This window comes from Burkholderia stagnalis (assembly GCF_902830275.1).
Taxonomy (GTDB): Bacteria; Pseudomonadota; Gammaproteobacteria; order Burkholderiales; family Burkholderiaceae; genus Burkholderia; species Burkholderia stagnalis.
In genome coordinates this window covers 456,956-480,578 of the sequence record NZ_CADESW010000001.1, presented here as the reverse complement: position 1 = coordinate 480,578, position 23,623 = coordinate 456,956, and the positions used below count along the sequence as shown (strand labels likewise).

Genomic DNA, 23,623 nt, shown 5'->3' with positions numbered 1-23,623 from the left:
CGCGCTCGATCGGCCAGCGTGCCGAGCCTGTCCTGCCGGGCGTGCCGCGCGGTCGGCGACGTTGCCCGCAGGATCATGAACAACGAGGCGGTGCGAGGTTGCACCGCCTCGTTGTCGTTCGACGTCGACCGTCAGATGGGTGCGCATGGCGTCGCCCGGGATGCCGCCGCGCTCGTGGACAGGCACGATCGTTCGCACGAGTATCGCTATCGGCGGCATTGAAAAAGCCAATTGGGGGATGTCCGCCCGAGCGCCTAGATTACACAGCACGATGCCGGCGGCAGGATTCGTGCTGGGTGCATCGTTCCCCATAATCGCTGATTCGGTCCGGCGCGTCGGCGCGCCGGCACGCACGGAGGCGCAGATGGCTCAGCTCAAAGGCAGCAAAACCGAAGAGAACCTGAAATATGCGTTCGCGGGCGAATCGCAAGCGAACCGGCGCTACCTGTATTTCGCATCGAAGGCCGACGTCGAAGGCCAGAACGACATCGCCGCGCTGTTCCGCTCGACCGCCGAAGGCGAGACCGGCCATGCGCACGGCCACCTGGAATATCTCGAAGCGGTCGGCGATCCGGCGACCGGGCTGCCGTTTGGTCCGTCGCGGCTGAACCTGCAATCGGCGATTGCCGGCGAGACGCACGAGTACACCGACATGTATCCGGGCATGGCGAAGACCGCCCGCGAGGAAGGCTTCGACGAAATCGCGAACTGGTTCGAGACGCTGGCGAAGGCCGAACGCAGCCACGCGAACCGGTATACGAAAGCGCTCGACGCGCTCGTCGACTGAGCCGCACGGCGGGCCTGCCCGCCATGCGCCTGACGTTCGCCGCCACCTCGCCGCGCCACTCGCGCCTCCGCCCGCATCGCGCGGGCGGCGTGTGCGCGTGCGCGTCACCGTTGCGCTGGAGCGCCACATGCCACACAAGGAAGGCAGCCTCGAAGCCCCGACCCGGCATCCGCTCGACTGGCAGTCCGACGCGTTCTACGACCAGGCCGCGATCGACGCCGAGATGACCCGCGTGTTCGACATCTGCGCGGGCTGCCGGCGCTGCGTGTCGCTGTGCGGCGCGTTTCCGTCGTTGTTCGACCTCGTCGACGAGACGCCGACCGGCGACATCCACGAAGTGCCGAAGGCGGCGTTCGGCGAGGTCGTCGACCAGTGCTACCTGTGCGACCTCTGCTACATGACGAAATGCCCGTATGTGCCGCCGCATGCGTGGAACGTCGATTTCCCGCACCTGATGCTGCGCGGCAAGGCGGCGCGCTACCGGCGCGGCGAGGTGAAGCTGCGCGACAAGGTGCTGTCGAACACCGACGCGCTCGGCCATTTCGCGGGCATTCCGATCGTCACGCAGGCGGTCAACGCGGTGAACCGCACGCCGCCCGCGCGCCATGCGCTCGAAGCGGCGCTCGGTGTCGACCGCCACGCGTGGCTGCCCGAATTCGCGCCGCGCAAGTTCCGCCGCACGGCGTCGCGCTCGGCCGGCCATCCGGTGCGCGACGGCGAGCGCACGCCCGGCAAGGTCGCGATCTACGCCACCTGCTACGTGAATTTCAACGAGCCGGGCATCGGCCACGATCTGCTCGCGATCCTCGCGCACAACGACATTCCGTACGAGCTCGTGTCGAGCGAGGCGTGCTGCGGGATGCCGCTGCTCGAACAGGGCAATCTCGCCGGCGTCGCCGCGAAGAAGGCCGACAACATTCCGGTGCTCGAGCGCTACGCGCGCGAAGGCTATGCGCTGATCGGCGCGATCCCGAGCTGCGTGCTGATGTACAAGAGCGAGCTGCCGCTGATGTTCCCCGGCGACGCGGCCGTGCGCGCGGTGGCCGACGCGTTCTGGGATCCGTTCGAATATGTGATCGCGCGGCATCGCGACGGCCTGCTGAAGACCGACTTCAAGACCGGCCTCGGCACCGTGTCGTATCACGTGCCGTGTCACGCGCGCGTGCAGAACATCGGCCGCAAGACCGCCGACGTGCTGTCGCTCGTGCCCGATACGCGCGTGCACGTGGTCGAGCGCTGCTCGGGGCATGCGGGCACGTTCGGCGTGAAGAAGGAATTCCATGCGGACGCGATGCGCATCGGCGGGCCCGTGTTCAAGGCGATGGCGGAGCCGAAGCCGGATGTCGTGTCGTCCGACTGCGCGCTCGCGGGCCATCACATCGTGCAGGGCATCGGCGAGGCCGGGCTCGGCGATGCGCCGCTCGCGCATCCGCTCACGCTGCTGCGTCGCGCGTACGGCATTTGAACCCGATCGACCAAGAGGGACACTCCATGACGCTCGACCGCGATTCCCTGCTGACGCTCGAGGCCTACGCGAAGATCCGCCGCTCCGAACACGCGCGGCTCATCGCGCACAAGCGGCAGCGCGCGGTGCAGCTCGGCAATCACCTGCGCTTCCTGTTCGAGGACGAGACGACGATCCGCTACCAGGTCCAGGAGATGCTGCACATCGAGAAGATTTTCGACGAGGCGGGCATCGAGAGCGAGCTGGACGCTTATCGGCCGCTGGTGCCCGACGGCACCAACCTGAAGGCGACGATGCAGATCGAATACGAGCACGACGCCGAGCGGCGCGCGGCGCTGGCGCGGCTGATCGGCGTCGAGGATCGCGTGTACCTGCAGGTCGACGGCCACGCGCCGGTCTATGCGATCGCAGACGAGGATCTCGACCGCGAGACGGACGAGAAGACGTCCGCGGTGCACTTCGTCCGCTTCGAACTCGGCGCGCCGATGCGCGACGCGCTCAGGCAGGGCGCCGCGCTGTCGATCGGCTGCGATCACCCGGGCTACGCGGTGCCGGCGCAACGCATCGACGACGCCGTCGCGGCGTCGCTCGTGAGCGATCTGCGTTAGCCGCTGCGCTCGCCGCCCGCATCCGCCGACACACTCCGTTGGCACAACGATGAATTCGGCTCGCGCCGCTCGCCGAAAATTGACCTGAATCAAATGAACTGAAGAAAGGCGTCCGGCCTGCGCGCGTGTCCGGCGAGCATAGGCGCCGCGGCATCGCATGGGCCTGCGCCGTCAGGCATGATTCGTCGCGCGGCGCCACCGTCGAAACATGTCGCAACATGGCGTTACATACCGTCATTCGCAACGCGTTCGTGCTGCGTCACACCCTTGTCACTGTCCGCAGAGAAACAATATAAAGATTGTACGTAGAGAAAAGTCTAATGATTGGCATTCGAATGAATTACCGATCGGAAAATATCTTTTTGAGAAATTTTCCATGAATTACCGATTGCGATCCCGCAATTCGGTGAATGTTACTGAAAAGGGCTGGGGCGGCCCGGAAGCCTGTTAGAAACGACAGGGGTTGCGACCCTCTCAAACCCGCTCCAGACGGGGCTTTCCGGTGCATCGAATAAAGATTTCGTAAAAAAATTCAAGCATAAATGGATCGCGCATCGATGCCATGTTGTTTCAGTACGTAACATAAAGTCATTGTCATATTGAGATAAACCCTAGGGATGGTATGCTTCGTGCACAAAAATTCCCGCAATGGAGTGAGACCGGGATTTGTGCGTCATTGCCGGGACGCGCGGCACCGCGTTAGTGCGGAATCGCGCCGGCATGCACAACCGGATAACCCTAATGTGCAACCTGGCCGCCCCGCGAGCGATCGCGAAGGCGCCGCCAATCGCAGCCCGGCCTGGCTGCGTGGAGAGATCTACTATGTTCTTCGATGAGCTTAACGATGAAGAGTGGGTTCGTCTTTCGACGCTGATCGCCGATGAACCGATCCGGCTGAATCGTCGTGGGCGCCCGCGCGCGGAACCGCGCGTCGTCGCCAACGCGGTGCTCTGGATTCTGACGACCGGCGAAGCATGGTCGAAGCTGCCCGGACGCTATCCGTCCGGGCCCACCTGCCGCCGCCGCTACGAGGAGTGGCTCGCGAGCGGGACGCTGCTGCAGATGATCGACGTGCTGACCCAGTTCAGCGGGCGCACGTTCGCCTATGTGCCGCCGCCGCCCGTGCCGGTCGCGCCGACGCATCGCGCCGAACCGGCGCCGGAAAACGATCGCCTGCGCGGCGTGTTCTGGCAGAACCCCGAATCGTGGCAATTGCCGGTTTCGCAAGCAAACGTTTGGCGTGGCGACGATGCGGCGCTGGCCGTGTCGTCGCGCGGCGAAACCGCCGGGTCGGCCACGTCGGCATTCAACGTGCCGGGCGCCGCGCCGGCCGCGCACGAGCGTCATCCGCGCGCGACGGCCGCGAGCTTTTCGGCGTCCGAGCCGCAGGTCGACGAGTATCGCGGCTACACGATCCTCGGCATCGCGCAGCCCGTGCAGAACCTGATGTATCGCGCGTGGGCGGAGATCGCGCAGGACGATCGGCGCGTCGAGCGCTCCGGCCTGATCGGCCCGCGTTTCACCGACGCCGAGGAAGCGGAGCACTTCGCGCTCGAATGGGCGCGGCAGTGGATCGACCGGCACGGCGCGAGCCACGAGCCGGCGTGCGAGCCGCAAAGCGTGCCGGTGCTGGCGGGCCTTTCCGCGCTCGCGCGCGCGGAATCGGACATCAAGCGCTTCATCGCCGAGCGCCGCTCGACGTCGCTGGCCGATGGCCGCAACGATCCGGTGCAGGCCGAGCGGCGCGAGTTCGTGTATCGCGTGGGTTGAGCCGCGTAAGCCAGGTGTCGCGCGCGCCGCGCGCGAAGCCGCAACGAAAAAGGGCGCCGTCGTCGACGGCGCCCTTGTTCATCCGGCAGTCGTCGTCACTGGCGTCCGTACGTATCGTCGAAGCGCACGATGTCGTCCTCGCCGAGATACGAGCCCGACTGCACCTCGATCAGTTCGAGCGGCATCTTGCCCGGGTTTTCCAGGCGGTGCGACACGCCGAGCGGGATGTAGGTCGATTCGTTTTCCGACAGCAGGAACGTGTCGTCGCCGCGCGTGATGCGCGCGGTGCCGCGCACGACGATCCAGTGCTCGGCGCGGTGATGATGCATCTGCAGCGACAGCCGCGCGCCGGGCTTCACGACGATGCGCTTCACCTGGAAGCGCTCGCCCATGTCGACCGAATCGTAATGGCCCCACGGGCGATGCACCTTGCGGTGATCGGTCGCTTCCGCGCCGCGCTCCGCCTTGATGCGGCCGACGATCTTCTTCACGTCCTGCACGCGCGACTTGTCGGCGACGAGCACCGCGTCGGGCGTCTCGACGACGACGAGGTTCTGCGTGCCGACGCACGCGACGAGCCGGCCTTCCGAATGCGCGAACGTGGATTCGGCGTCCTCGAACAGCACGTGGCCGCGGCCGACGTTGTCCGCGCTGTCCTTCGGCAGGATCTGCCAGATCGCGTCCCAAGAGCCGACGTCCGACCAGCCCGCGTCGAGCGGCACGACGACGCTTTCGCACACGGACGGCAGGTTCGCGAGCGGCTCCATCACCGCGTAGTCGATCGAGTTCGACGGCGACGCGGCGAACGCGTCGCGGTCGACGCGGAAGAAATCGCCGTCGGCCTCGCCCTGCGCGATCGCCTGTTCGCATGCGGCATGCATCGCCGGCTCGAAATGCCGGATCGCGTTCAGCCATACCGACGCACGCACGATGAAGATGCCGCTGTTCCACCAGTATTCGCCGGATTCGACGTACTGCTGAGCGAGTTCGAGGTGCGGCTTCTCGACGAAGCGGTCGAGGCGCCGCACGTCGAGGCCGCCGGCGTCGGCATGGCCGAGCGACTGGCCGACGCGGATGTAGCCGTAACCGGTCTCTGCGTGGTCCGGCACGATGCCGAGCGTCGCGATCCGGCCTTGCACGGCGCTGCGCACGCCGGCGGCGACCGCCGCATGAAAGCGCGGATGGTCGGCCACCGCGTGGTCGGCCGGCATCACGGTCATCACCGCGTCGTTGCCGCCCGCGACGATGCGCAGCGCGGCGAGCGTCAGCGCGGGCGCGGTGTCGCGGCCGAGCGGCTCGAGCACGATCGACGCGCGCTTGCCGGTGGCGCGCAGCTGTTCGGCGGTCGTGAAGCGATGGTCCTCGCCGCAGACGATCAGCACCTCGTCGCTCACCGGATGGCCGGTCGCGAGGCCGTCGAGGCGGCATGCGGTGGCCTGCAGCAGCGAATGTTCGCCGAGCAGCCCGATCAGCTGTTTCGGATAGTGCTCGCGCGACATCGGCCACAAGCGCGTGCCGGAGCCGCCGGCGAGGATCACCGGCTGCACCGCGACGCGCGAGCCGGCAGGCGCGGCGGCGGAAGAGGATGAGCGCGTATCGGCTGTCACGGCCGGAGCATTCATGATGGCACTCCATGATTGATGTCAGTGCCTGTCGTTGTAGCATGAAGTAAATCGACAATAAAACCGTTCGGCTCGCGCACTATTCAGTCGAGATTCGCATCGCGAAATTTTTCCCTGCACCGGATCGCGCAAATAAAAAATTAAAAAATAATTCGGCATGATCCCGCGCGACGCCCGCCCTGCAAGGGTCGGAAGACGGTGGCGCATGCCGGTAATCCGGTGAATATCCACCCGGTCCGGGAAAAGATGCCGATATAAATCGCTCTTCGGTGCGCAAGAATTGCCGATTATTTTTCGAAATACTTGTGCGCTTGAGGCGCCAATTTCTTACCGCTTCAATAGCGTCATGCAACGTTTGAATCGAATGTGCGGCAGGGGCCGCGCAAGGAGCAGTTCGGCAAACGCCTGTTCAAAGAGGAAGCGAACATGTTGAGCGTGCTGGCGAGAATCATCGATATCGCGATGGTCGTGGCGGGGGCCGTGATCGCCGCCGCGCTGCACGACGGGCGCAGCGTCTGGCTCGACGACCTGCAGCGCACGATGGTGCTGTTCGACTGCGTGCTCGTCGTCGTGTTCTTCCCGGCGTTCGGGATCTACCAGTCGTGGCGCGGCAAGCGGCTGGTCGCGCTGATGGGGCGCGTCGCGTTCGCGTGGCTCGTGGTCGAGCTCGCGGGCATCCTGATGAGCTTCAGCTTCCATCAGTCGGGCGACCTGTCGCGCCTGTGGCTCGGCTACTGGGGGCTCGCGACGGTGGCGCTGCTCGCGGCGTCGAAGGCCGGTGTGCATGCGGTGCTGCGGCAGCTGCGGCGCGGCGGCTTCAACCATCGCGACGTCGCGATCGTCGGCGATGCGCCGGCGACGCGGCGGCTGATCGCGCAGATGCGCGCCCGCCCGGAAGCCGGCTTCAACCCGGTGTGCGTGTACGACGAAAGCGCGCCGGCCGGCGAGGCGACGCTCGACGGCGTGACGATCGAACGCAGCTTCGATGCGCTGGAGCGGCTCGTGCGCAGCCGCGCGATTCGCGAGCTGTGGCTCGCGCTGCCGATTTCGGAGGAGCCGCAGATCAGCCGGATCGTGCGGGTGTTCCGCCACGACTTCGTGAACATCCGCTTCATCCCGGACGTGCGCAGCCTGTCGTTCTTCAACCAGGAGGTGGTCGAGCTGCTCGGCGTGCCGGCGATCAACCTGGCGGCGTCGCCGATCACCGACGTGCGGATCATGCCGAAGTTCGTGTTCGACCGGCTGTTCGCGCTGGCGGCGCTCATGGCGCTCGCGCCGGTGATGCTCGCGATCGCGTGCCTGATCAAGCTGACGTCGCACGGGCCCGTGTTCTTCCGGCAGAAGCGCAAGGGCATCGACGGCAACGAGTTCGAGATCTACAAGTTCCGCTCGATGAAGGTGCATCAGGAAACGGCGGGCAAGGTCACGCAGGCGACCAAGAACGATGCGCGCGTGACGCCGGTCGGCCGCTTCCTGCGCCGCACGAGCCTCGACGAGCTGCCGCAGTTCATCAACGTGCTGAAGGGCGAGATGTCCGTCGTCGGCCCGCGCCCGCATGCGCTCGCGCACGACGACATCTACAAGGATCTGGTGAAGGGCTACATGTTCCGCTACCGGATCAAGCCCGGCATCACGGGCTGGGCGCAGGTCAACGGCTTTCGCGGCGAGACCGACCAGGTCGAGAAGATGATGGGGCGCGTGAAGCTCGATCTCTACTACATGCAGAACTGGTCGTTCTGGCTCGACATCAAGATCGTCGCGCTGACGCTGTGGAAAGGCTTTACCGGCAGCAACGCGTACTGAGCGCGGCTGCTTCATCCGGTTTCCGGTTTTCGAATCACTGGTCAAGAGGTCGACACATCATGAATCTGACTATCATCGGCAGCGGTTACGTAGGTCTCGTCACCGGCGCCTGCCTCGCCGACATCGGGCACGACGTGTTCTGCCTCGACGTCGATCAGCGCAAGATCGACATCCTCAACGACGGCGGCGTGCCGATCCACGAACCGGGCCTCAAGGAAATCATCGCGCGCAACCGCTCCGCGGGCCGCCTGCGCTTCTCGACCGACATCGAGGCCGCGGTCGCGCACGGCGACGTGCAGTTCATCGCGGTCGGCACGCCGCCCGACGAGGACGGCTCCGCCGACCTGCAATACGTGCTCGCCGCCGCGCGCAACATCGGCCGCCACATGACCGGCTTCAAGGTGGTGGTCGACAAGTCGACCGTGCCGGTCGGCACCGCCGAGCGCGTGCGCGCGGCGATCGCGGACGAACTCGCCAAGCGCGGCGAGGCACAGATGTTCTCGGTCGTGTCGAATCCGGAATTCCTGAAGGAAGGCGCGGCGGTGGACGATTTCACGCGGCCGGACCGCATCGTGATCGGCTGCGACGACGACGTGCCGGGCGAGCGCGCGCGCGAGCTGATGAAGAAGCTGTACGCACCGTTCAACCGCAACCACGAGCGCACGCTGTACATGGACGTGCGCTCGGCCGAGTTCACGAAGTACGCGGCGAACGCGATGCTGGCCACGCGCATCTCGTTCATGAACGAGCTCGCGAACCTCGCCGACCGCTTCGGCGCGGACATCGAGGCCGTGCGGCGCGGGATCGGCTCCGACCCGCGCATCGGCTACCACTTCCTGTATGCGGGCTGCGGCTACGGCGGCTCGTGCTTCCCGAAGGACGTCGAGGCGCTGATCCGCACCGCGGACGAGCACGGCCAGTCGCTGGAGATCCTGAAGGCGGTGTCGTCGGTGAACGCCGCGCAAAAGCGCGTGCTCGCCGAAAAGATCGTCGCGCGCTTCGGCGAGAACCTGACGGGCCGCACGTTCGGCATCTGGGGCCTCGCGTTCAAGCCGAACACCGACGACATGCGCGAGGCGCCGAGCCGCGCGCTGATCGCCGAGCTGCTGTCGCGCGGCGCGCGCGTCACCGCGTACGACCCGGTCGCGCAGCGCGAGGCGCAGCGCGTGATCGCGCTCGATCTCGCGAGCCACCCGAGCTGGCTCGAGCGCCTCGCGTATGCGGACGACGAATCGCAGGTCGCGCGCGACGCCGATGCGCTGGTGGTCGTCACCGAATGGAAGGCGTTCAAGAGCCCGGACTTCGCCGCGCTCGGCCGGCTGTGGAAGTCGCCTGTGATCTTCGACGGCCGCAACCTGTACGAGCCGGAGACGATGACCGAGCAGGGCATCGAATATCACCCGATCGGCCGTCCGGGCTCGCGCCAGGCCGTCGCCGCACGCGTTCCGGGCGCCGCGCGCGCGAACGCGTAAGGGCCGGATACACGCCATGTTCCGAAACATCCTGATCGTCTGCCACGCCAACGTGTGCCGCAGCCCGGCGGCCGAAATGCTGTTCAAGTCGCATGCCGCGGTGCGCGGCGGCCCGCGCGTGGCGTTCCACTCGGCGGGCGTCGACGCGAACGTCGGCGAAGGCATCGATCCGGTGATGCACCGGCTGCTCGCCGAGCGGGGCGTCGACGCGACGACGCACCGCTCGCGGCGGCTCACGCGCAACCTCGTGCGCGAAGCCGACCTGATCCTCGTCAGCGAGCGCACGCAGATCGCGGCGGTCGAATCGGTCGACCCGTTCTCGCGCGGCAAGGTGCACCTGCTCGGCAAGTGGGAAGACGCCGAAATCGCCGATCCGCATGGCGGCCCCGAGGCCGACTATCGCGAAAGCTACTCACAGATCGAACGCCTGGTTCAAGGATGGCTGCAAAAACTATGCTGAATCGTACGCTGCGCCCCGTGGCGCTCGCCGTTGCGCTGACGACCTTCCTGTCGGCCTGCGCGACCGCGCCGGGCAACTATCTCGATGCGTCGCGCCTGAAGGAAGAGGAGCGTCAGACGCCGACCGAGACCTACCCGGTCCACTACATCGACGCGAAGCTGATCATGGATCAGCTCCAGCAGCAGCAACAGATGTCGCACCCGCTGCCGCCGTCGCGTTTCACCGATCCGTCGCAATACGTCTATCACATCGGGCCGCAGGACATCCTCGGCGTGACGGTGTGGGACCACCCCGAGCTGACGACGCCGCAGGGCCAGTCGTTCTCGAGCGGCGGCAACACGACGCAGACGGTGGCCGGCGCGCTGCAGCAGCCGTATACGTCCGCGCTGCCGGGCCAGGCCGATCCGTACGGCCAGACGGTCGGCGTCGACGGCACGATCTTCTTCCCGTTCGTCGGCCGCGTGCGCGTGGCGGGCAAGACGGTGATGCAGGTGCGTGAGGAACTCGCCACGGGCCTCGCGCGCTACGTGAAGAACCCGCAGCTCGACGTGCGCGTGCTGTCGTACCGCAGCCAGAAGGTGCAGGTGACGGGCGAGGTGAAGCAGCCGGGCCCGCTCGCGCTGTCCGACGTGCCGCTCACGCTGGTCGACTCGATCTCGCGCTCGGGCGGCTCGACCGGCGAGGCCGACCTGCAGCGCGTGCGCCTGACGCGCGGCGGCAAGCTCTACACGCTCGACGCGAACGGCGTGCTCGATCGCGGCGATATCACGCAGAACGTGATGCTGCAGCCGGGCGACATCGTCAACGTGCCGGACCGCAGCGACAGCCGCGTGTACATCATGGGCGAGGTGAAGACGCCGGTCGCGGTGCCGATGATGAAGGGCCGGCTGTCGATCGCCGACGCGCTGACGTCCGGCGGCGGCATCCTCGACACCGACGCGAACCCGCGCAAGATCTACGTGATGCGCGGGATGCGCGACAACCCGACCAAGCCGGAAGTGTTCCGCCTCGACATGACGCAGCCTGACGCGCTGATGCTGTCGAGCCGCTTCCAGCTGCAGCCGCTCGACGTCGTCTACGTGAGCACGGCGAGCTCGGTGCAGTTCAACCGCGTGCTGCAGCAGGTGCTGCCGACGATCCAGACGATCTTCTTCATGAAGCAGATCACGCGCTGACGCAGCGCGGGGCGGCTATTCGCCGGGGCGGCATGCGCGCCCCGGCACCACTCAACCGGGAACGAATGGTGAACACGCAAGCGAAACATACCTACGCGGGCCTGGCGGTCAAGACCGAGGAAGAGGACGTCGTCCTCGGCCAGTTGCTCCAGGTGATCCTCGACGACATCTGGCTGCTGCTCGGCATCGCGGCGACCGTGATCGCGCTTGCCGGCGTGTACTGCTACATCGCGAAGCCGGTGTACCAGGCCGACGTGCACGTGCGGGTCGAAAGCAACGACAACACGTCGCAGGCGCTGACCCAGACGCAGACGGGCGCGGTGATCAACAGCGGCCCGCAGCAGGCGCCGACCGATTCGGAAATCGAGATCATCAAGAGCCGCGGCGTCGTCACGCCGGTGGTCGAGCAGTTCAAGCTGAACTTCTCGGTTACGCCGAAGACATTCCCGCTGCTCGGCAGCCTCGCCGCGCGGCTCGCGAGCCCGGGCGACCCGGCGAAGCCGTGGCTCGGCCTGCAGTCGTACGCGTGGGGCGGCGAAGTCGCGGACCTCGACGGGATCACCGTCGTGCCGGCGCTCGAAGGCAAGAAGCTGACGCTGACCGCGGGGCCGAACGGCACCTACTCGCTCGCCGACCAGAACGGCGGGCGGCTGCTCAGCGGCCGCGTCGGCGAATCCGCGCAGGGCGGCGGCGTGACGCTCACGGTGACGAAGCTGGTCGCGCGCCCGGGCACGCAGTTCACGGTGGTGCGCCAGAACGACCTGGACGCGATCACCGGGTTCCAGACGGGCATCCAGGTGTCCGAGCAGGGCAAGCAGACGGGCGTCGTGCAGATCTCGCTCGAAGGCAAGGATCCGGACATGACCGCCGCGATCGCCAACGCGCTCGCGCAGTCGTACCTGAACCAGCACGTAGTCGCGAAGCAGGCCGAGGCGACCAAGATGCTCGACTTCCTGAAGGGCGAGGAGCCGCGCCTGAAGTCGGACCTCGAGCGCGCCGAGGCCGCGCTGACCCAGTACCAGCGCACGTCGGGCTCGATCAACGCGAGCGACGAGGCGAAGGTCTACCTGGAGGGCAGCGTGCAGTACGAACAGCAGATCGCCGCGCAGCGCCTGCAGCTCGCGTCGCTCGGGCAGCGCTTCACCGATTCGCATCCGCTCGTGATCGCCGCGAAGCAGCAGCTCGGCCAGCTTCAGGCGGAGAAGGACAAGTTCTCGAACCGTTTCCGCAGCCTGCCGGCCACCGAGGTGAAGGCGGTGCAGCTGCAGCGCGACGCGAAGGTCGCCGAGGACATCTACGTGCTGTTGCTGAACCGCGTGCAGGAGCTGTCGGTGCAGAAGGCGGGGACGGGCGGCAACATCCACCTCGTCGATTCCGCGCTGCGTCCGGGCGCCCCGATCAAGCCGAAGAAGGTGCTGATCCTGTCGGCCGCGGTGTTCCTCGGGCTGATCCTCGGCACGGGCGTCGTGTTCCTGCGCCGCAACCTGTTCCAGGGCATCGAGGATCCGGACCGCGTCGAGCGCACGTTCAACCTGCCGCTGTACGGGCTCGTGCCGGAAAGCGCCGAGCAGGTGCGGCTCGACGCGCAGGCCGCGAAGAGCGGCAACCGCACCCGGCCGATCCTCGCGAGCCTGCGCCCGAAGGACCTGAGCGTCGAAAGCCTGCGCAGCCTGCGCACCGCGCTGCAGTTCGCGCTGATGGACGCGAAGAACCGCGTGATCGTGCTGACCGGCCCGACGCCGGGCATCGGCAAGAGCTTCCTGACGGTCAACCTCGCGGTGCTGCTCGCGCACTCCGGCAAGCGCGTGCTGCTGATCGACGCGGACATGCGGCGCGGCGTGCTCGAGCGCTATTTCGGCCTGACCGCGCAGCCGGGCCTGTCCGAGCTGCTGAGCGACCAGTCGGCGCTCGAGGATGCGATCCGCGAGACGCCGGTGCAGAACCTGTCGTTCATCGCGGCCGGCACGCGCCCGCCGAACCCGTCCGAGCTGCTGATGTCGACGCGCCTGCCGCAATACCTCGAAGGCCTCGGCAAGCGCTACGACGTCGTGCTGGTGGATTCGCCGCCGGTGCTCGCGGTGACCGACGCGACGATCATCGGCCGCATGGCGGGCGCGGCGTTCCTGGTGCTGCGCTCGGGCATGCACACCGAAAGCGAGATCGCCGATGCGATCAAGCGGCTGCGCACCGCGGGCGTCGATCTGGAAGGCGGCATCTTCAACGGCGTGCCGCCGAAGACGCGCGGCTACGGCCGCGGCTATGCGGCCGTCCACGAATACCTGAGCGCCTGACCGGCAATGCATGGGACCGGCGCCGGCGCTGAAGCGCCCGCGCCGGTCGACAGGAGAAAACCGAAGATGAAGATTTCCGTGCTCGTTCCGACCTACCGGCGTCCGGCCGACCTGGCGCGCTGCCTGCAGGCGCTGCAGCGCCAGGCGCGGGCGCCCGACGAGGTGATCGTCGTCGCGCGCCCGGAAGACGATGCGACGCACGAGCGCCTCGCCGACCCGTCGGTCGGCGGCGCGCTGCCGCTGCAGGTGGTGCCGGTGGACGTGCCGGGGCAGGTCGCCGCGCTGAACAAGGGGCTCGACTCGGCGCGCGGCGACATCGTCGCGATCACCGACGACGACGCCGCGCCGCGCCCCGACTGGCTCGCGCGCGTCGAGGCGGCGTTCGAGGCCGATCCGCGCGTGGGCGCGGTCGGCGGGCGCGACTGGGTCCACGAGAAAGGCCGCGTGCTCGACGAATCGCGCGAGCGCGTCGGCCAGCTCACGCTGTCCGGCAAGATCGTCGGCAATCATCACCTCGGCGTCGGCGGCGCGCGCGAAGTCGACATGCTGAAGGGCGCCAACATGAGCTACCGCCGCGCCGCGATCGAACGGCTGCGCTTCGACACGCGGCTGCGCGGCGCCGGCGCGCAGGTGCACAACGACATGGCGTTCAGCATGCGCGTGCAGCGCGACGGCTGGAAGCTCGTGTACGACCCGGCGATCGCGGTCGATCATTTTCCGGCCGAGCGCTTCGACGACGACCGGCGCGATGCCGCGTCGCTGAACGCGATCAGCAACGGCGCGTACAACCTGCACCTGATCCTGCGCGAGCACCTGCCGCTGGTGCGGCGCGAGATCGCGTGGTGGTGGTGGACGCTGGTCGGCACGCGCGTCTATCCGGGCCTTGCGCACCTGCTGCTGGCGCTGCCCGCCGCGCGGCGCGAGCGGGTGCGCGAGCACTGGCGCGCGGTGCGCCGCGGCGCCCGCGACGCGCGCCGCGCGAACCTTGCCCCCCACCGCGCGGCGATGCCGCCGGTGACGTCTTGAACGGGCCGCGCGCACGACGCGCGGCCGCCCCCGGAGGGCTCGCATGACCGCAACGAAAGTTCATGTTCATCTGTTTTACGGCGCCGATCCGCGTACGTACCGCAAGGGCGACGACATCGGCTGCCTGTACGGCTATCACCACGCGGAATCGGACGAATTCCGGCTCAGCTATTCGCAGGACGCGCGCGAGAACCGCGTCGTCAGCCTCGCGCGCCGCGCGCTGAAGGCGGGGCTCGGTTTCGACGTCGTGCATGCGTGGCGCAATCGCGCGGCGCTGCTGAACACCGACGTGATCTGGACGCACACCGAGCAGGAACACCTCGCCGCCGCGCTGCTGCTCAAGCTCGCGGGCGCGCAGGGCAAACGCCCGCTGCTGCTCGCGCAAAGCGTGTGGCTGTACGACAAGTGGGCGAGCTACGGCTGGCTGCGGCGCTGGCTGTATCGCAAGCTGCTCGCGCGCGCCGACGTGCTGACGACGCTCGCGCGCGACAACGCGGAGCTGTGCCGCCGCTACCTGCAGCGCGATGCGCAGTTCGTGCTTTACGGGCTGAACACGCAGGATTTCCCGATCGGCGATCCGCGGCAGTGGCTGCCGAACCGGCCGCTGCGCATCGCGGCGATCGGCAACGACCGCGACCGCGACTGGCGCACCTTCCTCGCCGCGTTCGGCGGCGACGCGCGCTACGAGGTGCGGCTCGCGACGCGCCGCCGCGTGCCGCGCGAGTGGCACGCGCCGAACGTGACGATCGGCTCGGCGTCGGGGCTTGCCAAGCAGCACGAACTGTATGCATGGGCCGACCTGATCGTCGTGCCGCTGCGGCCGAACCACCACGCGTCGGGCATCACGGTGATGCTCGAGGCGGCCGCGGTCGGCAAGCCGATGATCGTGTCCGATGTCGGCGGGCTGCGCGACTACTTCCCGCACGACGCGGCCGCCTACGTGCCGCCGTTCGACGCGCAGGCGCTGCGCGAGGCGGCCGACCGCTTCGCGGCCGACCCGAGCTTCGCGCTGGCGACCGCGCGGGCCGCCGCCGCGCGCCTGCGCGAGCAGGACCTGACGACGCAGGCATTCGCCGCGCAGCACGTGCGGATCACCCGCGAGCTGCTGCGCCGGCACCGCACGCCGGCGCCGGCCGGCGCGGCGCTGCCGCTCGCGGATTCCCGGCCGTCGTCGCGATGAGCGCGGGTGCCATGAATACGTCGATTGCCGCCGCGCCGCCCGCGGGCCGCGCGCGCCGCTGGTTCGCCGAACCGAAGCACTGGGCCGGGCAGGCCGGGCTGTGGACCGTCACGGCCGTGCTGATCGCCGCGCACCAGGGCACGCTGCTGACGCTCGCGTTCCCGGCGCTGGCGATCGCGGTGGGCCTGTGGCTGTATTTCAAGAGCCCGGCGCGCTACGTCGGTTTCATGTGGTGGGTGTGGTTCCTGAGCCCCGAGGTGCGCCGTCTCGCCGACTGGTCGAAGGGCGCGTTCACGCCGACCAGCCTGATCCAGGTCGCGCCGCTCGCGGTGACGATGATCTGCGCGCTCGGCCTGGTGCGCCATTACCGCGCGCTCGCGCAGCGGCGCGGGATTCCGGTGCTGCTGATCCTGTTCGGGCTCGGCTATGCGTATCTGGTCGGCATCGTGTCGAGCGGCCTGATGGCGGCGACCTACGACCTCGCGAACTGGCTGTATCCGGTGCTGATCGGCTTTCACATCATGGTCCACGCGCGCGACTATCCCGAGTACCGCGACGTGCTGCTGTCCACCTTCATGTGGGGCATGCTCGTGATGGGCCTGTACGGGGTCGTGCAGTACTTCGTGATGCCGCAATGGGACGTGCTGTGGATGGTCGGCTCGCAGATGGGCTCGCAGGGCGAGCCGGTGCCGTACGGCGTGCGCGTGTTCAGCACGATGAACTCGTCGGGGCCGTTCGCGTTCGCGATGATGGGCGCGCTCGTGTTCGTGCTCGCGGCGCCGCAGAAGATTCGCTGGGTAGCGGGGGCGGCCGGCTTCATTTCGTTCGCGCTGTGTCTGGTGCGCTCGACGTGGGGCGGCTGGGTGATCGCACTCGCGATCCAGCTCGTGCAGTCGAACAACCGCGTGCGGATGCGGATCCTCGTCAGCGGGCTGGTGCTGGCCGGGCTGTGCGTTCCGCTGCTGACCGTCGGGCCGGTGGCCGACCGGCTCGGCGCGCGCCTGCAGTCGATCACGAACCTGAAGGACGACCGCAGCTACGACGACCGCAACAAGTTCTACGCAACCTTCGCGGAGACGGCGTTCACCGACGTCGCCGGCGAAGGGATGGGCGCGACCGGCGCGTCGACCAAGCTGTCGAGCGACAGCGGCGAGCTCGGCAAGTACGGCAGCTTCGACAGCGGCGTGATGAACGTGCCGTTCGTGCTCGGCTGGCCCGGCACGCTGCTGTACCTGGCGGGCGTCGTGATGCTGCTCGGCCGCACGCTGCGCGCGGCGTTCAAGCTGCGCAAGGACAAGTTCGTCGGCGCCTGCCTGAGCCTGTGCCTGTCCGTGTTCGCGATGCTCGTGTTCACGAACTCGCTGATCGGCACCGGCGGGCTGCTGCTGTTTACCGCCATTTTTTCAATACTTTCCGCGGCGCACTGGCAGAAGACCCAGCGCCAGGTGGCCGCCGCGCGTCAACGGGGAGCCGACCATTGAGAATCGCGATCGTCACGCACGTCGTGCGTCATAACGACGGGCAGGGCCGCGTCAACTACGAAATCGCGCGCGCGGCGCTGGCCGAGAACTACGAGGTGACGCTCGTCGCGTCGCATGTCGCGCCCGAGCTGCTGGCCGACCACCGGGTGCGCTGGGTGCCGGTGAAGGTCGGCCGCTTCTGGCCGTCGAACCTCGTCAGGCAGCAGGTGTTCGCGCTGAAGAGCGCGTGGTGGCTGCGCACGCATCGCGCCGACTACGACGTGCTGCACGTGAACGGCTTCATCTCGTGGATCAAGGCCGACGTGAACACCGCGCACTTCGTGCACGGCGGCTGGTTCAAGAGCCCGTACTACCCGTTCGGGCCGGCCAAGGGCCTGTGGTCCGCGTACCAGTACGTGTACACGCGCGTGAACACCACGCTCGAACGCTGGGCATACCGGCGCTCGCGCGCAATCACCGCGGTGTCGCAGAAGGTCGCCGATGAAATCGCCGGGCTCGGCATCGACGCCGGCAAGATCAGCGTGATCTACAACGGCGTGGACGGCGGCGCGTTCGCGCACGCGCTGCCCGACCGCGCGGCGTTCAAGCTGCCCGCCGACGCGTTCCTGCTGCTGTTCGTCGGCGACCTGCGCACGCCGCGCAAGAACCTCGGCACTGTGCTGAAGGCGCTCGCGAAGCTGCCCGGCAACGTGCACCTGGCGGTGGCCGGCTACCTGCCGGGCAGCCCGTATCCGGACGAGGCGCGCGCGCTCGGGCTGGCGGGGCGCGTGCATTTCCTCGGGCTCGTCAAGAACATGCCGACGCTGATGCGCTCGGCCGACGCCTACGTGTTTCCGTCGCGCTACGAGGCGATGAGCCTGTCGCTGCTCGAGGCGATGGCGGCGGGCCTGCCGGTCGTCACCGCGCGCACGGCGGGCGGCGCCGAGATCATCACGCGCGAGTGCGGGATCGTGCTCGATGACCCGGACGATCCGGCCGCGCTCGCGCAGGCGATCGGCTCGCTGGCGGCGTCGCGCGACACCTGCCGCGCGATGGGCGCCGCGGCGAGCGAACTGATGACCCGTTTCGGCTGGGCGCACATGGGCGCCCAGTACATTGCGCTTTACCGGCGCATCGGCCAACCCTCGCAGCCGAGCGCCTTCGAGCGCGTCGAGCATGCGGTCACGCAGGAGCAATCGTGATGTCTCTTTCCCCCCGGCCGATCAAATCGCTGCAAATCGGCATGCACTGGTTTCCCGAACGCGCGGGCGGCCTCGACCGGATGTACTACTCGCTCGTCGGCGCGCTGCCCGGCGCGGGCGTCGCGGTGCGCGGGCTCGTCGCAGGCTCCGAGCAGGTGGCGAGCGACACCGGCGGCGCGATCCGCGGTTTCGGCCCGGCCGAGCAGCCGCTCGCGCGCCGCATGCTCGCCGCGCGCCGCGCGCTGCGCGACACGATCCGCACCGAGCGGCCCGACGTGATCTCGTCGCATTTCGCGCTGTACACGTTCCCGGGCCTCGACGTCACGCGCGGGATCCCGCAGGTCTCGCATTTCCAGGGGCCGTGGGCCGACGAGAGCCAGGTCGAAGGCGCCGCGTCGCTCGGGCAGCGCGCGAAGCGCTATCTCGAGCAGGCCGTCTACGCGCGCTCGTCGCGGCTGATCGTGCTGTCGCAGGCGTTCGGCCAGATCCTGACGAGCCGCTACGACATCGATCCGGAGCGGGTGCGCGTGATTCCCGGCTGCGTCGACACCGCGCAGTTCGACACGCCGCTCACGCCCGGCGAGGCGCGGCACCGGCTGCAGCTGCCGCAGGACCGGCCGATCGTGCTCGCGGTGCGGCGGCTCGTGCGGCGCATGGGCCTCGAGGATCTGATCGACGCGATCGGCCGCGTGAAGCAGCGCCACCCGGACGTGCTGCTGCTGATCGCCGGCAAGGGCAAGCTCGCCGAGGAACTGCAGGCCCGCATCGACGCGGAGGGGCTGCAGAACAACGTGAAGCTGCTCGGCTTCGTGCCCGACCAGCATCTCGCGGCGCTGTACCGCGCGGCGACGGTCAGCGTCGTGCCGACGGTCGCGCTCGAAGGCTTCGGGCTGATCACCGTCGAATCGCTCGCATCGGGCACGCCGGTGCTGGTCACGCCGGTGGGCGGCTTGCCGGAGGCGGTCGCGGGGCTGTCCGGCGACCTGGTGCTGCCCGCCACCGGCGCGGACGCGATCGCGGACGGGCTGGGCGCGGCGCTGTCGGGCGCGATCACGCTGCCCGACGAACTGGCGTGCAAGCGCTATGCGCGCGATCACTTCGACAATGCGGTGATCGCGCGGCGGGTCGCGGGCGTCTACGACGAGGCGATCCAGGCCGGTTGAGCGTGCCGCGTCAGCGCGCGCGCTTGCGCGTCGCCGCCCAGAACGCGAGCGCGGCGGCGCTCACCGCCGCGCCGAGCACGCAGACGCCGGTCCAGCCGGCGCGCGCATACACCAGCGTCGACGCGATCGCGCCGACGCCGCTGCCGACCGAATAGAACAGCATGTAGCAGCCGACCAGCCGCGCATGCGCGTTCGCATCCGGTTGCGCGTCGAAGATCAGGCTCTGGTTGACGACGTGAATCGCCTGCCCGCCGATGTCGAGCAGGATCACGCCGACGATCAGCAGCGCAATCGACGAAGGCGTGAACGCGAGCGGCAGCCACGACACCACGAGCAGCACCAGCGCCGCGCCCGTCGTCGCCTGCCCGAGGCCGCGGTCGGCGAGCCGCCCCGCGCGCGCGGCCGCCGCCGCGCCCAGCGCGCCGACGAGGCCGAGCGCGCCGATGCCCGTATGCGACATGGCGTGCGGCGGCGCGCTGAGCGGCAGCACCATCGCGCTCCAGAAAATGCCGAGCGCCGCGAACATCAGCAGCGCGAGCGTGCCGCGCACCCGCAGCACGCGGTCGTGGCGCAGCAGCGCGCCCATCGACGCCAGCAGCGCCGCATAGCCGATGCGCGCGCGCGGCGCACCCGTATCGGGCAACAGCCGCAGCAGCACGACCAGCATCGCGATCGCGAGCGCCCCCGACACGAGATACACCGCGCGCCAGCCGGCGAGATCGGTCACGAGCCCCGCCAGCGAGCGCGCGGCCAGCAGGCCGATCACGACGCCGCCCTGCGCGGCGCCCACCACGCGGCCGCGCTCGCCCGCGCCCGCGAGCGTCGCCGAGCACGCGATCAGGCCCTGGGTCATCGCAGTGCCGAGCAGCCCGACGCCGGCCATCGCGGCCAGCAATTCGAGCCGCGACGACGATGCGGCCACGCCGGCGCACGCGGCCGCCAGCAGCACCAGTTGCACGGCGATCAGCCGTTTGCGGTTCAGCAGGTCGCCGAGCGGCACGACGAACAGCAGCGCGAGCGCACAGCCGAGCTGTGTCGCGGTGATCACGCCGCCCACCTCGGCGTGCGCGATGCCGAAGTCGCGTGCGATCGCATCGAGCAGCGGCTGCGCGTAATAGACGTTCGCGACGCTCGCCGCGCAGCACACGGCCAGCAGCGCAATGCGGGCGGTCGACAGCCGGCCGCCTGCATCGGCCGTGTTCGCCGCATGGGTCGCGTTCGCCGAATTCCAGGATGAATCCATCGTTGTTCCTCACGCAAACTGGTTGCAAATTGAAAGTTGTTGGAGTGTAGGAAAAGAAATTTTAAAATGCAACTTGTTGGGGTGCGGGCGGCTGCCCGCGCGGCGTTTGCCGGAGTCGCCACGGTGGCGGCCGGCACGATAGCGGAGGGGAAGATGGCCAAACAGAAAAGTCTCGCGGATTCACCGTGCCCGGTGGCGCGCGCGACCGACATCGTCGGCGACCGGTGGGCGCTGCTGATCGTGCGCGACGCATTCGACGGCGTGTGCCGCTTCGGCGATTTCCGCGCGAGCCTCGGCGTCGCGAGCAACATCCTGTCGGACCGGCTCAGGATGCTGGTGGAGGCAGGGATATTCAAGGCCGTCCCCGCGTCGGACGGCACCGCGTACCAGGAGTACGTGCTGACGAAGCAGGGCGAGGGGCTGTTTCCGGTGATCGTGCTGCTGCGCCAGTGGAGCGAGGCGAACCTGTTCGCGCGCGGCGAGCCGCATTCGGTGCTGATCGACCGCAAGACCGGCAGGGCGGTCCGCAAGCAGGCGCTGCGGCGCGAGGACGGCAGCGCGGTGAAGGCGGCGGAAACCGTCGTCAGGAAGGTCGGGGGCGACGGCGCGGCAAGCGCGCGGTGAATCCGGCCGGCCGGGGCAGGCGGGCGCCCCGGCCGGGCGTGCGCGGCGTCAGTCTCCCGGCGCCGTTGCCGGCGCGGCGCCGCGCTTGTCGAAGAAGTGGCCCATCAGCTTGAGCAGCGGCCGGCGCCGGTTGGTGACCGAGAACGCCCATTCGTGCTGCTGCGACGACGCTTCGGCCGACGGGATCGCGTCGACGAGCTGCTGCGCGCGCGGCAAGTCGTGCCACGGCAGCCACGGGTACGCGTGATGGACCACGTGGAGATTGAAGTTCAGGATCACCCAGCGCGACCAGATCGGCACGCTCGCGCAGCTGTGCGACACGACGTCCTGCTCCCAGAGCGGGGGGCGCTGCGCGTCATGGGCGAGCAGCGGAATCTCCGCGTGATGCGGCAGGTTGAGCATTTCGACGGCAAGCAGCAGCGTGAGCCACAGAAGGGCGGCGAAGGCGACGAGTTCGCCGAGCACGCCCGACGCGAACGCGATCGCGCCGACGGCCGCGTAACCGATCAGGTAGGCGATCGCATACGCCCATTCCCGGTTCGGTTTCCCGCGCTCCGCGCGCGAGCGTTGCGGCTGGAACGACGCGATCCAGTGGCTGAAGATATGGTTGAACGCGATCATCGGGATCCAGTGCCGCCACATGAATTCGAGCGTGCGCGCCTCTTTTTCCGTCATCACCGAGAATTTCTCGATCATCTTCTTGTTTTCGGGGTCGCCGGTCGGATGCGCGGTCCACGCATGGTGGCCGAGGTGGCTTCTGCGGCGCGGCAGATACGGCAGGCCGATGATCCACGAGCAGACATGGCCGATGCCGTCGTTGACGAAGGCCGCGCGCGACACGGCCGCATGCGTCGCCTCGTGCATGATCAGGTAGAAATGCAGCACGGCGAGCATGCCGACCAGGTAGGCCGGCACGCACCACCAGCCGCCGCTGTGCCACATCGCCCAGGCCACGGCGAGCAGCGCGAGATCGGCCAGCCAGAGCGCGATCGTTGCGGCGCCTGTCGGCCCTTGCGGCAATTGCTTCTTCACGGACAGCCATTCGTCTTTCGTCATTCGAACCTCAGTCGTTCCTCGGTATGGGTCAAGCAGAAAGCCCGGTCGTGCCGGGCCGATGCATCAGGCGGCCAGGATGTGGCGGCCGATATCCCGGTAAGCCGCATCGAATGAATCGATGTAGGCGTCGAGCCCGTTCTTGTTCGCGAAGCCGTGTTCGCGGCGCGCGAGCAGCACGCAGTCGTAGCGCGCGCCGCGGTGCCAGTGCCACGCCGGCAGATAGGCGGTCATCGCGAAGCCGATCTCGAGCATCGCCTTGACGAGGTCGAGCTTGTCGGCGAGCACGATCGCGCCCACGTACTGCTGCGAGCCGCCGTGCCGCGCGAGGAAACGGTGCAGGTCGCCGATCACTTCGTCCATCGTCGCGCTGTCGCCGCGTGCGTGCTGGCACAGGTAGATCGCGTCGACCCGCTCGTCCTGGCGATACGTGAACTGGTCGGAAAACAGATCGCCGTGCCCCCAGAAGAACGTATTCGGATAGACGCCGACCGTCGCGCCGAGCCCGAGCGGCTCGAACACCTGCCGCCGCAGGAACGCGGATTCGCTGAATACCGGCGCGGCGGGCAGGTAATGCGGATGCCGGCCCGCGCCGAACGACCCGATCGCCACCGCGTGATGCTCGCGGATGCCGCGCACCATGTTCGGCGAGCCGTCGTGGCCGACGGGAATCACGTCGACGTAATTGCGCAGGGCCTGGAGCGACGCGTAATTGCGGGCAACCACGAAAGTCAGGTCGTGCGTCGAGGAGGGCATCGAATCGATGGCCGCCTGCATCAGCGCCGAGATGACGCCCATTTTCCGGTAATGCTGGGAAATCATGCCGCGGCCGAATTCCCACGAACGATTCTGAGCGTTGTAACTGACGCTCATGCAGCCGATCAGCGTGTCGATTTCCACTTCGGCGGCGAACCAGACTTCCGATCTGCTTGAAATCGCCTCGCGGACATAATGCTCATCGAGGCACGGATGCGACGAATCGCCATATTCCTTTTCGAATAGCGCGCAGATGCGACGGGCGTCGGCAACGGTCGCGCGGCGAATCCTGAATGTCACGGCATTTTCATTATTTCTGTCGATAAAACTTTCGGAAATAATGTTTTCTGAAGTGTGATTCATTTAAAAAATCAGATCGATTGATTGGCTCTCGATGAATATGGCGGAATATAAAGTGCGGCCGGGTAAATCGTCGCAGTTTGTAGCAAATTGTTACATATTG

20 protein-coding genes are annotated in these 23,623 nt (G+C 68.0%); 16 read left to right on the top strand and 4 right to left on the bottom strand.

Annotation, left to right across the window (positions count from 1 at the left end; all coding sequences use genetic code 11):
• Window positions 1-18: 18 nt before the first annotated feature.
• The 5 genes from HWY45_RS02130 to HWY45_RS02110 all read left to right on the top strand — a co-directional run bounded on the left by HWY45_RS02130 (window position 19) and on the right by HWY45_RS02110 (window position 4,630).
• A complete protein-coding gene (locus HWY45_RS02130; RefSeq protein WP_059884378.1) occupies window positions 19-222 on the top strand; it encodes a hypothetical protein in 204 nt (67 codons plus the stop codon).
• A 142-nt stretch (window positions 223-364) separates the two neighbouring features.
• Entirely contained in the window at window positions 365-787 is a 423-nt protein-coding gene (locus tag HWY45_RS02125; protein ID WP_059884506.1) for a rubrerythrin family protein, read from the top strand.
• A 127-nt stretch (window positions 788-914) separates the two neighbouring features.
• A complete protein-coding gene (locus tag HWY45_RS02120) occupies window positions 915-2,252 on the top strand; it encodes a heterodisulfide reductase-related iron-sulfur binding cluster (RefSeq protein ID WP_059884504.1) in 1,338 nt (445 codons plus the stop codon).
• A gap of 26 nt (window positions 2,253-2,278) precedes the next feature.
• A complete protein-coding gene (locus HWY45_RS02115) occupies window positions 2,279-2,860 on the top strand; it encodes a DUF3501 family protein (protein ID WP_059566189.1) in 582 nt (193 codons plus the stop codon).
• Window positions 2,861-3,682: 822 nt separating this feature from the next.
• Window positions 3,683-4,630: a transposase gene (locus HWY45_RS02110; RefSeq protein WP_059566188.1), complete on the top strand. Its 948-nt coding sequence runs from the start codon at window positions 3,683-3,685 to the stop codon at window positions 4,628-4,630.
• Window positions 4,631-4,725: 95 nt separating this feature from the next.
• Here the strand turns inward: HWY45_RS02110 and HWY45_RS02105 are convergent, their stop codons facing one another.
• Complete coding sequence (locus HWY45_RS02105) at window positions 4,726-6,252, bottom strand: mannose-1-phosphate guanylyltransferase/mannose-6-phosphate isomerase (RefSeq protein WP_059884377.1); 1,527 nt, start codon at window positions 6,250-6,252, stop codon at window positions 4,726-4,728.
• A gap of 426 nt (window positions 6,253-6,678) precedes the next feature.
• Here HWY45_RS02105 and HWY45_RS02100 point away from each other — a divergent pair, with 426 nt between their 5' ends.
• The 10 genes from HWY45_RS02100 (at window position 6,679) to HWY45_RS02055 (ending at window position 19,484) form a co-directional block, all read left to right on the top strand.
• Entirely contained in the window at window positions 6,679-8,055 is a 1,377-nt protein-coding gene (locus HWY45_RS02100) for an undecaprenyl-phosphate glucose phosphotransferase (RefSeq protein ID WP_059808935.1), read from the top strand.
• A gap of 59 nt (window positions 8,056-8,114) precedes the next feature.
• On the top strand, window positions 8,115-9,527 hold the full coding sequence (locus HWY45_RS02095) for a UDP-glucose dehydrogenase family protein (RefSeq protein WP_059884376.1): 1,413 nt from the start codon (window positions 8,115-8,117) through the stop codon (window positions 9,525-9,527).
• Between the two features lie 16 nt (window positions 9,528-9,543).
• The gene (locus HWY45_RS02090; protein WP_059884375.1) at window positions 9,544-9,987 is read left to right on the top strand and encodes a low molecular weight protein-tyrosine-phosphatase; all 444 of its coding nucleotides are present in this window, start codon (window positions 9,544-9,546) and stop codon (window positions 9,985-9,987) included.
• Window positions 9,981-11,162, top strand: coding sequence for a polysaccharide biosynthesis/export family protein (locus tag HWY45_RS02085; RefSeq protein WP_059566184.1), 1,182 nt, complete (start codon window positions 9,981-9,983; stop codon window positions 11,160-11,162). Before HWY45_RS02090 ends, HWY45_RS02085 begins: the two co-directional genes overlap by 7 nt.
• 65 nt (window positions 11,163-11,227) lie before the next feature.
• Window positions 11,228-13,453, top strand: coding sequence for a polysaccharide biosynthesis tyrosine autokinase (locus HWY45_RS02080; protein ID WP_059884374.1), 2,226 nt, complete (start codon window positions 11,228-11,230; stop codon window positions 13,451-13,453).
• Window positions 13,454-13,519: 66 nt separating this feature from the next.
• Entirely contained in the window at window positions 13,520-14,479 is a 960-nt protein-coding gene (locus HWY45_RS02075) for a glycosyltransferase family 2 protein (protein WP_059566182.1), read from the top strand.
• 43 nt (window positions 14,480-14,522) lie between these two features.
• Window positions 14,523-15,659 (top strand): glycosyltransferase family 4 protein, encoded by a 1,137-nt coding sequence (locus HWY45_RS02070; protein ID WP_059884373.1) that lies wholly within the window; start codon window positions 14,523-14,525, stop codon window positions 15,657-15,659.
• A gap of 11 nt (window positions 15,660-15,670) precedes the next feature.
• Complete coding sequence (locus HWY45_RS02065; RefSeq protein WP_059884372.1) at window positions 15,671-17,140, top strand: O-antigen ligase family protein; 1,470 nt, start codon at window positions 15,671-15,673, stop codon at window positions 17,138-17,140.
• A complete protein-coding gene (locus HWY45_RS02060) occupies window positions 17,137-18,321 on the top strand; it encodes a glycosyltransferase family 4 protein (RefSeq protein WP_059884371.1) in 1,185 nt (394 codons plus the stop codon). The genes HWY45_RS02065 and HWY45_RS02060 overlap by 4 nt, the downstream gene beginning before the upstream one ends.
• Window positions 18,321-19,484, top strand: a complete 1,164-nt coding sequence (locus HWY45_RS02055; protein ID WP_059808782.1) for a glycosyltransferase family 4 protein — start codon at window positions 18,321-18,323, stop codon at window positions 19,482-19,484. Before HWY45_RS02060 ends, HWY45_RS02055 begins: the two co-directional genes overlap by 1 nt.
• A gap of 10 nt (window positions 19,485-19,494) precedes the next feature.
• On the opposite strand, the gene HWY45_RS02050 is transcribed toward HWY45_RS02055, so the two are convergent.
• A complete protein-coding gene (locus HWY45_RS02050; protein WP_059884370.1) occupies window positions 19,495-20,727 on the bottom strand; it encodes an MFS transporter in 1,233 nt (410 codons plus the stop codon).
• A 153-nt stretch (window positions 20,728-20,880) separates the two neighbouring features.
• Here HWY45_RS02050 and HWY45_RS02045 point away from each other — a divergent pair, with 153 nt between their 5' ends.
• Entirely contained in the window at window positions 20,881-21,351 is a 471-nt protein-coding gene (locus HWY45_RS02045) for a winged helix-turn-helix transcriptional regulator (RefSeq protein WP_059884369.1), read from the top strand.
• Window positions 21,352-21,399: 48 nt separating this feature from the next.
• Here the strand turns inward: HWY45_RS02045 and HWY45_RS02040 are convergent, their stop codons facing one another.
• Complete coding sequence (locus tag HWY45_RS02040) at window positions 21,400-22,407, bottom strand: fatty acid desaturase family protein (protein WP_059808775.1); 1,008 nt, start codon at window positions 22,405-22,407, stop codon at window positions 21,400-21,402.
• A 63-nt stretch (window positions 22,408-22,470) separates the two neighbouring features.
• Window positions 22,471-23,523, bottom strand: a complete 1,053-nt coding sequence (locus HWY45_RS02035; protein ID WP_230946916.1) for a GNAT family N-acetyltransferase — start codon at window positions 23,521-23,523, stop codon at window positions 22,471-22,473.
• Window positions 23,524-23,623: the final 100 nt, after the last annotated feature.